Source organism: Coriobacteriia bacterium, from assembly GCA_013334745.1.
Taxonomy (GTDB): domain Bacteria; phylum Actinomycetota; class Coriobacteriia; order Anaerosomatales; family JAAXUF01; genus JAAXWY01.
This window is the reverse complement of the sequence record JAAXWY010000064.1, coordinates 1-10,502: the sequence shown is the minus strand read 5'-3', so window position 1 is coordinate 10,502 and position 10,502 is coordinate 1. Positions and strand designations below refer to the sequence as shown.

13 protein-coding genes are annotated in these 10,502 nt (G+C 64.3%); 1 reads left to right on the top strand and 12 read right to left on the bottom strand.

Annotated elements, in window-relative coordinates; translation table 11 throughout:
• The 9 genes from HGB10_11395 to HGB10_11355 form a co-directional block, all read right to left on the bottom strand.
• A partial coding sequence (locus HGB10_11395) for a malate dehydrogenase (protein NTU72406.1) occupies positions 1–382 on the bottom strand: 382 nt, incomplete at its 3' end.
• Positions 383–505: 123 nt separating this feature from the next.
• Positions 506–1,180 (bottom strand): hypothetical protein, encoded by a 675-nt coding sequence (locus tag HGB10_11390; protein NTU72405.1) that lies wholly within the window; start codon positions 1,178–1,180, stop codon positions 506–508.
• Between the two features lie 81 nt (positions 1,181–1,261).
• Positions 1,262–3,781 carry a DNA topoisomerase I gene (locus HGB10_11385; GenBank protein NTU72404.1) on the bottom strand — a complete coding sequence of 840 codons (2,520 nt, stop codon included), beginning with the start codon at positions 3,779–3,781 and terminating at the stop codon, positions 1,262–1,264.
• Positions 3,782–3,936: 155 nt separating this feature from the next.
• Positions 3,937–4,491 carry an HDIG domain-containing protein gene (locus tag HGB10_11380; GenBank protein NTU72403.1) on the bottom strand — a complete coding sequence of 185 codons (555 nt, stop codon included), beginning with the start codon at positions 4,489–4,491 and terminating at the stop codon, positions 3,937–3,939.
• Positions 4,488–5,177, bottom strand: a complete 690-nt coding sequence (gene hypB, locus HGB10_11375) for a hydrogenase nickel incorporation protein HypB (protein NTU72402.1) — start codon at positions 5,175–5,177, stop codon at positions 4,488–4,490. The genes HGB10_11380 and hypB overlap by 4 nt, the downstream gene beginning before the upstream one ends.
• Before the next feature lie 2 nt (positions 5,178–5,179).
• Complete coding sequence (hypA, locus tag HGB10_11370; protein ID NTU72401.1) at positions 5,180–5,587, bottom strand: hydrogenase maturation nickel metallochaperone HypA; 408 nt, start codon at positions 5,585–5,587, stop codon at positions 5,180–5,182.
• A gap of 30 nt (positions 5,588–5,617) precedes the next feature.
• On the bottom strand, positions 5,618–6,433 hold the full coding sequence (gene tatC / locus HGB10_11365; GenBank protein NTU72400.1) for a twin-arginine translocase subunit TatC: 816 nt from the start codon (positions 6,431–6,433) through the stop codon (positions 5,618–5,620).
• Positions 6,405–6,713 carry a twin-arginine translocase TatA/TatE family subunit gene (locus HGB10_11360; protein ID NTU72399.1) on the bottom strand — a complete coding sequence of 103 codons (309 nt, stop codon included), beginning with the start codon at positions 6,711–6,713 and terminating at the stop codon, positions 6,405–6,407. The genes tatC and HGB10_11360 overlap by 29 nt, the downstream gene beginning before the upstream one ends.
• A gap of 85 nt (positions 6,714–6,798) precedes the next feature.
• Complete coding sequence (locus HGB10_11355; GenBank protein NTU72398.1) at positions 6,799–7,134, bottom strand: STAS domain-containing protein; 336 nt, start codon at positions 7,132–7,134, stop codon at positions 6,799–6,801.
• Positions 7,135–7,257: 123 nt separating this feature from the next.
• Between HGB10_11355 and HGB10_11350 the strand changes: the two genes are divergently transcribed.
• Complete coding sequence (locus HGB10_11350; GenBank protein ID NTU72397.1) at positions 7,258–7,605, top strand: STAS domain-containing protein; 348 nt, start codon at positions 7,258–7,260, stop codon at positions 7,603–7,605.
• A gap of 70 nt (positions 7,606–7,675) precedes the next feature.
• Here HGB10_11350 and HGB10_11345 read toward each other — a convergent pair whose 3' ends face one another.
• From HGB10_11345 to HGB10_11335, 3 genes are all read right to left on the bottom strand, one after another.
• Entirely contained in the window at positions 7,676–8,467 is a 792-nt protein-coding gene (locus HGB10_11345) for a tetratricopeptide repeat protein (protein NTU72396.1), read from the bottom strand.
• 83 nt (positions 8,468–8,550) lie between these two features.
• Entirely contained in the window at positions 8,551–8,967 is a 417-nt protein-coding gene (locus tag HGB10_11340; protein ID NTU72395.1) for a hypothetical protein, read from the bottom strand.
• A 188-nt stretch (positions 8,968–9,155) separates the two neighbouring features.
• On the bottom strand, positions 9,156–10,502 hold a 1,347-nt coding region (locus HGB10_11335), incomplete at its 5' end, for an amidohydrolase family protein (GenBank protein ID NTU72394.1).

Below are 10,502 nucleotides of genomic sequence, written 5' to 3'. Positions count from 1 at the left end.
AGGTCATCACGTCGAGCGGGTTGGTGACGCAGATGATGATCGCGTCGGGCGAGGCCGCAGCCACCTGGCCGATCACGCTCTCGACTATCGCGCGGTTAGCCGCGAGCAGATCGTCGCGGGTCATGCCGGGCTTGCGGGGCAGACCCGCCGTCACCACCACAACGTCGGAACCGGCGGTGTCGGCGTAGTCGTTGGTGCCGGTGACGCTGGGCCCGAAACGCTCGACCGAGCGCATGTGCATCATGTCGAGCGCCTTGCCCTGCGGCAGGCCCTCGGCCACGTCGATCATGACGACATCAGCGATGTCGTGAAGAAGCAGGAGTTGCGCTGCAGTAGCACCGACCTGGCCGGCACCGACCACGGTGACTTTGGGATAGGCCACGCGAGAAGTCCCCTCTGATCCGGATGATTCGCGCCTCGGGACGGTGCCGGGCGCGTGCGAGTCAACCCGGATTCTAGCACGGGGGACGACACGCTCAGTGGTCACCCGAGCGGTTCGCGAGGGTCAGGACAGATCGGGTCCGTGCTCCGGCGAAAGCACGCCCGTGTTGCGCGCGAAGCGCTGCTGCAACAGCGGCGGCACCGAAGGAAGCGGCTCTCGGGGCTCAGGGGTCGGGATGGGAACCGGCACGTCCACGAGAAGCACGCCCTCCCCTGCGAGCGCCTCGGCCACGACCTCGCCGAGTACGACGACACCGCTTCCGCCGTGCCCCGGCTCGAGCGGTTCACCACCGGCACACTCGGCGACGACTACGACTCCTGCGACGGAGTCAGACAGCGCGATAGCGAACTCGAGGGCGGCCTCGGACTGGAAGTCCGTCTCGCTGCAAGGCGAAAGCACCAGCACGGAGGGCTTCTCGGCCGCCATTCGGGCAAGCTCGATCGGATCGAGGCACGAGTCGCACGAGAGCACGCCGACCGTACCAGCGCCTTCGGGAAGCGCCGAGACCCACGAAGCCGAACCCGGTCCCGCTGCCACGCATACGGCGGGCGCTAGGTCAGTCAACTCCTCGAGAAGCCTCTCGCGCACAGGCGAGAGTGCATTCGCGAGCGAAGGGACCGCAGGGAGTACCACGAACTCAGCTTCCCTCGACGCGGCGTCACGCGCGGCTACTGCGAGCGCGGCAGCGTCTTGCGCGGCATCACCGCGGATGAAGTGCTGGATTGCAGCAATCCGCATGGCAGCTCCTCATGACGTCACAAACCCACATGAAGTTCATGCCCCGCAACGGTCGCGCCCACTCGGTCGCCCTGCAAGTCGCTACTCGGCGGCCTTCTTCTTCGCACCGCCGGTGCTCCGCTTCGCCGCCGGCTTGCGGCCGCCCTTCGCCCCGCCCTTGCCCGACGCCGCCTTCTTCGCCTCGGCCTCGGCCTTCGCGGGGCAGTTGGGGTCGATGCAGATCTTCCAGGGTCCGCGACCGGTGTTGACGACGACCATCGGCGCGGTGCACGAAGGGCACTGCTCGCCGGTGGCCTCGAGCTCGCCGCGCTGCGGAAGCGGGTAGCTGGTCTCGCACAGTTCGTAGTTCGTGCAGCGGACGAACCGCTTGAGCGTGCGCTGCGAGCGACGAACCGTAAGGTCACCCGTACGCCCGGCCTCAGCGCATGCCTTGCACGCGCCAACAGAGATCTCGGGCTCGTGGTTGGTGGCACACGCAGGGTCGAGGCAGACGACCCGCGGCTTGCTACGGAACTGGATGACTTTGACCTGCGGCGTGCCACAGGTCTCGCACAGCTCATCGACCGACTCGATCTTGCCCTGCGGCAGCGGATACGTGACGTCGCAGTCCGGCCACCCGGTGCACCCGACGAACTGGCCGCGCGTCTTGGGCGACGCCTTGATGAGGAGGTCGTGACCGGACTTGGGGCACACGCCCACCTTCGCGTCGTCGGCGCCCGCCTCACGAAGCGCCTCGCCCACCTCATCGACACGGCCGATCAACTCGTTCATGACAGCGGCGAGGATCTCGCGCGAGTGACCCACGACTTCGCCGCGGCTCGTGCGGCCGTTGGCGATGGCGTCCATCTCGGCTTCGAGCTCGCTCGTCATGTCAGGGGTCGTGATGCGCGGAGCGAACCGCGAGAGCGCGTCGATGACCGCACGGCCGAGGTTGGTCGGCTCGAGCGGCTCGTTGACCGCGTACTTGACCTCGAGCAGACGCTCGATGATCGCGTGGCGGGTAGCCTTCGTGCCCAGCCCGCGCTTCTCCATCTCCTGGATGAGCTTGCCCTGGCTGTAGCGGGAAGGCGGCTCGGTCTGCTTGGCCGCCATCTCGGCGCCGAGGAAGTCGACCGTCTGGCTCTCGCTGAGGGCCGGCAGCTGCTCGTCCTTCTTCAGTCCATACGGGTAGATGCCACGGAACCCCGGCACCACCAGCACGTCACCCTTGGCGACGAACGGCTCGCCTGCGACATCGAGCGTGACCTTCGTGCCCTCGATGATGGCGGGGTCCGACATCGTCGCCATGAAGCGGCGGGCGATGAGGTTGTAGAGCTTCCACTCTTCGGGCTTGAGCTTCTCGGGATCTGCTGCCGCGGTGGGGGTTATCGGCGGGTGGTCCGTCGTCTCCTTCGCGCCGCGAGTGGGATGCAGCGGGCCCGCGAGGATGCTCTTCACGTGCTCGCGGTAGACGGCGACCTCGGCGAGCGAATTGAGGATGCCTTTGAGGTCGAGCGAGGCGGGATAGACGGTGTTATCGACACGCGGGTAGCTGATGAGGCCGTCCATGTAGAGCGACTCGGCGATGCGCATCGTGCGTGCCGGCGTGATGCCCTCGGACGCGGCGGCCGCCTGAAGCGCCGTCGTGTTGAACGGCGTCGGCGGCGCGACCTTGCGCTTCTTCTTCTCAGTGGTCGTCACCGTTGCGGTCTTGGCACCGGCGACGGCATCCATGACCCGCTGTGCCGCGTCCTCGGCCTTGAAGCGGTCGGTGGCATGCCCCGCCGAGAACTCGGCGCCGGACGCCGAGAAGGCACCCTTCACGGTCCAGTAGTGCTCGGGGACGAACGCCTCGCGCTCCCGCTCCCGCTCGACGATGAGCGCAAGTGTGGGCGTCTGCACGCGACCGGCCGACTTCACGTTTCCGAAGCCGCCGAACTTCGCCATCGTCAGATAGCGGGTCAGCACGGCGCCCCAGACCAGATCGATGTCCTGGCGCGACTCACCGGCCTGCGCGAGGCACTCGTCGACCTCGACGAGGGACGCGAACGCGCGCTCCACCTCATCCTTGGTGATCGCCGAGAACCGCGCGCGGTGGATGGGGGCCTTGGGATTGACCTCGCGCACGAGACCGGCGGCGTCGCTGCCGATGAGCTCTCCCTCGCGGTCGAAGTCGGTCGCGATCACGATCTCCTCGGCCTTCTTGGCCACGCTCTTGAGGGAGCGAATGAGCTCTCGCTCGGCGGGCGTCTTGCCCACAGGCGCCCACACCAGATACGGCAGTGAAGGGATCTTCCACGTCTTGAGGTCGACGCCGTCGACGGTGAAGGGCTTGCGCTTGACGTCCCACGGCGGCGTACGAAGCGACGAGGGGATCGTGGCCGGTTCGCTCGTGTCATCAGCCCACACGGCGTTCCAACCGGAGTTTCCGAAGATGAGCTGCAAGGGGAAGTCGACGCCGAGGATGTGGCCCTTGAGCCCGATTGAGATCCAGTCCTCGCCATCACGACGGAACTTGTAGACAGGCGTGTTGTAGACCTTGTCGGTCGTCGGCTTGCCCACTGCGAGGATCTCCGCGAGCTTCTTGGCGGCGATGTTCTTCTCGGTGACGATCAGCTTCAAGACGACGTCCTTCCCCAAAACAAGGCGATTTGCAGCCGAGTATACACAGGTGCGTCAACCCCTATTTAGTACGCGGGGCTGACAGGAACCCAAACGGAAGCTGAATCGGGACTCGAGAATCCGACGCGCGGCAGGCTCGCCGACCGGGCGTGATACTACAGCCCGATCTCGGCCTTTCGCGCCTTCATCGCGGTCAAGGCGAGCGCGAGGAAGTCATCGCGTTCCATGCCGAGAAGCTCGCACCCGGCCATCTGCTCGCGGGAGGCGCCCTTCGCGAACGCGCCTTCCTTCCAGCGCTTCTTGAGGCTCTTGAGCTCGACGTTGTCCAGATCGCGGTCGGGCCGCACGAGGGCCGCCGCCACGATGAATCCGGTCGTCGGGTCGGCACACCACAGAGCGTGGTCCATGAGCGTCTCTCGCGTGGCCTTGTCCGCATGGCCGAGAATCGCGTGCATCATCTCGTCGTCGACGAGCCCTGCCAGGAGCTGTGCGGACACGAGCCCGTGGTTGACAGGGTCATCGGCGGTCTCAGCGTAGTCGAGATCGTGGAGCAGGCCCGCGAGACCCCAGCGAGCGACGTCATCGTCCGAGCACCCGAGATGGGCCGCGAGGGCTTCCATGATGATCTCGGTCGCCACGCAGTGGTTGACCAGATTGGCCTGGGGGATCCTCTCCGAGACCAGCGCGAAGGCTTCGTCGCGCGAGATCACTCGGCGGCTCCGGCGCGCTTCTCGGCGACGGCGGCCTTGGCCGCCTCGATGCGCTCGGCGAGCCACTCGGCCCACTCGGCCACGCCCTCGCCCTTTGTCGCGGCGATGCGGAAGATCGGCGCCTTGGGGTTCAAGGTATGGACCTCGCCGTTGAACTCCTCCTCGTTGAAGTCGAACACCGGCATGGTGTCGACCTTGTTCAAGATGACGGCCTCCGAGATCTGGAAGATGCCGGGGTACTTGTAGGGCTTGTCGTGTCCCTCGGGCACCGACAGAATCATGACCTTTGCGTTCTCGCCGAGGTAGAAGTCGGTGGGGCATACGAGGTTGCCCACGTTCTCGATGATGATGAGGTCGAGTTCCTCAAGCGGCAGCGCCTCGATCGCGCGCTTGATCATGTCGCTCTCAAGGTGGCACGCACCGCCGGTGTTGATCTGCACCGCCGGGATGCCGTGCGCCTTGACCTTCTCGGCGTCGACTTTGGACGCGATATCGCCTTCGATGACGGCGATGCGGTAACGGTCACGCAGCGCGGCGATCGTGGCCAGAATCGTCGAGGTCTTGCCGGCACCCGGTGAGGCCATCAGGTCGAGCACGAAGACGCCATGGCTATCGAGCAGCGTTCTGTTCTCTGCTGCCAGGCGCTCGTTGAGGTCGAGGATGGGCCTAGAGAGATCGATCTCCACGGTTACTCCTTCGCGGTATCTGTCGGTGCAGTCGTGTCTTCGGGGGGTGCGGCCGCTTCGTCCTCGCCGTTGTCCGCCTCGATGCTGTCGATCTGCAGTTCGCGCCCCTGCAGAAGCTCCACTGCCATGCTGCCACACTCGGGGCACACCATCTGAAAGCGGTCATGCTCGTACTCGGTTCCGCACACCAGACAGCGCGACTTGGCCGGCACCTTGTTGATCACAAGAACCGCGCCCTCGGCCATCGTGTCAGGCGTCAGCGCCTCGAATGCGAAGTTCAGCGCGAAGTCCACCGTCTCAGTGAGGTCGCCGACACTGATCCGTATCTCGGTGATTCTCGTCGCGCCCGCATCGGTGGCCGCGTCGAAAGAAGCGGCGAGGATGCTTTGCGTGATGCCCATCTCATGCATGTCGGTCCTTGCGCCGGTGTGCTGCCGAGGCTATGCGTCGTCGGCGATGCCGAGAGCCATCTCCTCGGCCTTCTGCGCGGCGATACGCTTGCGAAGCGTCACTCGTGCCAACAGCATGCTGCCCTCGTACAAGAGCACGAGTGCCCCGTACAGTCCGCCCATCGTCCACGGCGACCAATCAGGCGTCGCGGCCGACGCGACGAACATCAGTGAGACGTAGACCAAACGCCACTGCTCGCGAAGCTTCGCGTACGGCACTATGTTGAAGATGACGAGGTAGAACACCACGATCGGGAGCTCGAATCCGATGCCGAACCCGAGTAGCAGCATGATCACGCCCTGGAAGAACTTCTGCGCATCGGGCACCACCTGCACTGCCGTGCCGCCCTGGGCGAGGATCCACTGGAAGCCGACATCGAGGATGACCGTGTAGCAAAACGTCGTTCCGAGTGCGAAGAGCACCACCGCCGAGATAAACGTGGGGATGACGTACCTGCGCTCCTTTGACTTGAGCGCCGGCAGGAAGAACGCCATGAGCTGCCAAATGATGATGGGCGCACCGACCACGAGCGAGGCGTAGAACGCCACCTGAAAGCGCAGTCCGAACGTGCCAAACGGAGTGAAGATAGTCGGCGCCGAATCCAACTGCGGCAGAATCGGAGCCATCACGAAGTTGTAGATGTCCCAGCCCCACGTGTAGAGAGCCATGGACAGCACCAGGATGGTCACGGCGATGACGATGATTCGCCGGCGAAGCTCGGCGATGTGCTCGAAGAAGGGCATGCGCTGCGGGAGAATGGGCATGGTCAGCGAGGAGTTACTCCTCCTCCTCCTCTTCGACTTCATCGAGCCCGTAAAGTGATGACGCGGTGGTGGCCTTCTTGGTGGTGTCGGCCGTAGTGGTCGCGCTCGACTTGGAGTCGGCGGAATCCGAGGACGGAACCTTCTCCGGATCGATGCCCATGACCTCAGCCTTGACCAGCCGCTCCATGTCCTCCTGCGTCTTCTTGAACATGTTGACGGCCTTGCTGATGGTCCGCGCGATCTCCGGAATCTTATCCGGACCGAAGACTATGAAAGCGAACACTGCGACGATCAGCAGCTCTGTTCCGCTTATCCCGAACACTACCTCACCCTTCCAAGACAAAGCCCGTTAGCGCTCGCACGCAATCGCCGTGCCGAGTCAGCGGTACCGGCCGCTGTGATGGCGATTAGAACTCGCGTGCCTCAGCGACATCCGTGAATACCGGAAAGACCTTGTCCAGACCGGTGATGCGGAAGATTTTCAGAATGTTGTCGCGAGTGCACACGATGCGCACGGCACCGTCGCGCTCGCGAGCGCGCCGCAAGATGCTCACAAGGACGCCAAGACCCGAACTGTCGATGAAGCTCACGCCTTCGAGGTCGACTACGACGTTGGAGCATCCGCCTTCAACGAGCTCGATGAGGCGCTCCTTGAGCTTGGGGGCGGTATAGACGTCAACCTCGCCGCCGAGTGTCACAACGCAGTCGCTCTGGCTCTGCTGTGCCTGAATGTCGAGTTCCATGAGTGCTCGAAGCTCCTTTGAGCTGCGCGGACGATGGTCGGATTGTACCGCCACGACCCGACAGCTCCAAGTGTCGCCGGTTTTGGGTACCAACTACATGAGTCCAGGGAAGGGTAGACGGACATGGCATTGACGATGGAGTTCGACGAGGGTTCATCGCTTGTGACGCTGGCGTTGCGCGGTGACCTCGACTACGGGGAGTGCGCCGGGTTTCGAATGAGCATCGACCGGATCCTCACAGCCGCACCCCCTGCGACGGTAGTAGACCTCTCGGGTGTCGAGTATCTCGACAGCTCAGGTCTTGGGCTGCTGCTTTCACTCTCGAAGGAGTACGGCGCACAAGGCGGAAAGCTGGTCTTGGTCACCAACGAGACCGTCGACAACATCCTTTCGCTCACACGGCTCAACGGCATCTTCTCGACGGCGGACTCGATGCGCCAAGCTGGAGAGATTCTGGGAATCAGCGACTGAGCTCCCGCGAGACGCAAACGGCCGCACCCCTACCTGGGATGCGGCCGCTGTCATTTTGATCCGAGTGCGGCTAGGGCGTGGTGACCGCCGAGCCACTTGAGATGACCGAACCTGTCGGGATTGCCGAGCCGCTCGCCTTCTCAGGCGCACCAAGGGTCTTGAGCTGAGTCTTGACGAAGTTCGGGTCGCCGTTCTTGCCTTCCGGATCCAGCGCAAGATAACGCTGGTATGCCGCGATGGCCGAGACCTTGTCGCCGATAGCCTCGAAGAAGATGCCGAGGTTGTAGTGGGCAGGCGCGAAGGTCGGATCCTTCTTGACAACGCCGGTCGCGATCTTGATGGCCTGGGTGGTCTCCCCGCTGTAGTACAGCGTGATGGAGTAGTCGATACCCACTCCCGACGGGGCGTCCTTGTTGGCCTTGACAGCCTTCTTGAACGCATCGGCAGCGCCCGCCCACTGGATGGCTGCCGGCTCGATCGCGGCGGTAGCGGTCGCGCTCACGAGCTTGGTCAGCGCCAGCGCGTAGTCGAAGCGGGCGTTACCCGACGACACGAGAACCGTGTAGCTCGTGGGATCACTCGCGAGCATCGCATCAAAGCGCGAAAGCTGCGGATCGTACTGCTGCTTGAGCGCAACGATCGGGTCGACGACAGGCGCCTTGGGTACCGGCTTGAACAGCTCGACGATGCCTGCGACACCACCAGCGAAGAACAGGGTGACCATCGAGATGATGATGATCACGATGATGACCTTCATGAACGGAGACGTATTCGACTTGTTCAGCGACATGATGCCGCCGCCCTTGACCGCCGACTGCTCTACCGGGCGCTTGCGGCGCTTGCCGGATGGCTTCTTGGCCATCGGTCCTCCTCGTGGTGGCTTACAGAATACGGGCCCGGCCCCGGCTGACACGCAACCGACCCGGGCCCGCTCGGTACACAGAGTTACTTGGTCTTGGTCGTCTCAGCAGACGGATCAGCGATCTGCGGGTGGCCCTTGGGCAGCTCGCCAGCGTTGATCTGGTCCTGCGTCAGCTGCGGCGCGGAGCTACCGGTACCCGTACCCATGCCGGCTCCGGCAGCGGGAGCGCCAACCGTCGCGGGCGTCGGAACGGCGGGAGATGCCATACCCTTGCCAATGAACAGACCGATGACCACTCCGAAGAGCAATCCGATGACCGCCAACAGAACCGCGACGGTGAGTGCGACACTCTGGCCGTCAGCAGCCGGAGCGGGTGCAGCCTTGGCGGAAGCAGGCTTGGTGGAAGAGGGCTTTGTCGAAGACGCCGGAGCGGCCTTCTTGGCGCCGCCCTTATCGGCCGGCTTCTCGTCCTCGTCGAAGAAGAAGTCCTGGTCGCTCACGATCGATTCCTCCTGTATGTCGAGCGGGTGCGTGGTCACACCCGTGTGCCGAGCGTGCCGTGAACGCCGCGTAGTATAGCACGCGGTTGTGCGCAAACCATGGAGCAGATTCACATTGGCTAATCGGGAATTCGGGCTGCTCGGCCGAGGGATGAAGTCCCCAATGCCGCCCACCCAGGCGGACCGAATCAGCCCCGCAGCTGCATGCGCATCTCCTCGGCACGAGCGTAGATGCGCTCGTGATCGAGCTTGCCCCAGGCGCGGTTGTCATAGATGAACTCGCCGGCAACCATCGTTGCGAGCACGTTCTCCTGGTTCGCGCTGTGCACGAGCGTGCCGTAGGGATAGTGAGTCGGGATCTGGTGCGACTTGGACAGGTCGACCGCTATGATATCGGCCTGCTTGCCCGGCTCGAGCGAGCCGATCGTGTCGTCCATCTTGAGGGCCCGCGCGGCATCGAGCGTCGCCAGCTTCACGAACTGCCGCGCATTCATGAATCGTTCCTCGCCGAGCAGAGCTCGCTGCACGAGCAGGCCGATGCGCATCTCCTCGAACACGTCCATCGAGTTGGAGGCTGCGGGTGAGTCGGTACCGAGCCCGACACGTATCCCCGCCCTCTGGAACTTCTCCATGGGCGCAACGCCCATCCCGAGCTTCGCCTCACATCGCGGGCAGTGCGCGATGGCCACGTCGTGGCTCGCAAGGATGTCGATGTCGTCGTCGTCGACCTGCGTACAGTGCACGCCGAGCACGTTGGGTACTCCGAACAGGCCCCACTGAAGCACGTAGCGCACGGGGCTGACCCCGGTAGGCAGCCAACCCGGAGCATCGGCATCGTAGGTGTCGCGCACGTCAGTCGCGAGCATCGATGAGCCGTACTTCACGAAGTCGTACTCCTCGACGCTGCCTGCCAGGTGGATGGCGACCGGCGTTCCGTCGGCGGCGAAGGCGGCAACGCGTCTGAACAGCTCGGGATGGCACGAGTACGGAGCGTGTGGCGCTATCCCGATGGAGATGCGCTCACCACTCGTCGAACGCCATGCCTCGATGTCGTCTGCGGCGCGCTGCATCACCGGTTCGACCTGGTGCTTGTCCATGGTCGCGACTTCTCGGTAGATGAGGCCCCGCAGGCCGGCGGCCTCAGCTGCGTGGCCCGAAGCCCCGGTGCGCGTGATGTCAGCGACCGTCGTGATACCCGACTGCGCCGCCTCCAGCGCGCCGAGCAATGCCGAGTCGTCCCAGTCCTGACTCGAGAACTGCCGCTCCTTTTGCATGAGCTGCAGCTTCCACTGCGAGTACGGCAGGTCATCGACAAGCCCGCGCATGGCTGAGTACTCCAGGTGGGTGTGCAAGTCGACGAAACCGGGCATCAGCGCGGCGAGTCCGAAATCGCGAACCGGCTCGTCTGGATGTGCCGCCTTGAGGTGCCCGAGTTCGCCGATCTCCACAATCTTGTCGTCGCGAACGAGCACCGCTCCGTTCTCGATGTGCGGGGCCGCGACAGGCAGTACGTAGCGAGCCGTGAGCAGCATTGG

Bases quoted from the DNA above. Each gene is read 5' to 3' on its own strand.
- HGB10_11355 (NTU72398.1), bottom strand. From the start codon at position 7,134: ATGGAACTCGACATTCAGGCACAGCAGAGCCAGAGCGACTGCGTTGTG.
- tatC (NTU72400.1), bottom strand. From the start codon at position 6,433: ATGAAGTCGAAGAGGAGGAGGAGGAGTAACTCCTCGCTGACCATGCCC.
- HGB10_11345 (NTU72396.1), bottom strand. From the start codon at position 8,467: ATGGCCAAGAAGCCATCCGGCAAGCGCCGCAAGCGCCCGGTAGAGCAG.
- hypA (NTU72401.1), bottom strand. From the start codon at position 5,587: ATGCATGAGATGGGCATCACGCAAAGCATCCTCGCCGCTTCTTTCGAC.
- HGB10_11390 (NTU72405.1), bottom strand. From the start codon at position 1,180: ATGCGGATTGCTGCAATCCAGCACTTCATCCGCGGTGATGCCGCGCAA.
- HGB10_11350 (NTU72397.1), top strand. From the start codon at position 7,258: ATGGCATTGACGATGGAGTTCGACGAGGGTTCATCGCTTGTGACGCTG.